General features: G+C 56.6%; 1 protein-coding gene. It reads right to left on the bottom strand.

Annotated features, from left to right (window positions below):
* A partial coding sequence (locus GQF01_RS02490) for an InlB B-repeat-containing protein (protein WP_161405318.1) occupies nucleotides 1–274 on the bottom strand: 274 nt, incomplete at both ends.

Here is a 274-nt window from a genome sequence, read left to right as displayed (position 1 = left end):
TGTACGTTGCGACCGGTATCGCCGTCCATTTCGCATACAGCGTCGTATTCGCGCTTACCGTATCCGTCGTGAAGTCCCACGCCGAGGCGTAGCCCTCATCCTTATACCAGCCCGAGAACGTGTAGCCTGCTCTCGTCGGATCAACTGGCTTCGTGATCGGCGCTCCCGCAGTGATGCCAGTCAAGTTTGCTACCGCACTGCCGTCTTTCGAATCGAACGTCACCGTGTACGTTGCGACCGGTATCGCCGTCCATTTCGCATACAAAGTCGTATT

The organism is Paenibacillus silvestris, assembly GCF_009882985.1.
In the GTDB taxonomy this organism is placed as follows: Bacteria; Bacillota; Bacilli; order Paenibacillales; family NBRC-103111; genus Paenibacillus_E; species Paenibacillus_E silvestris.
This window is presented reverse-complemented; position numbering and strand designations above follow the sequence as displayed.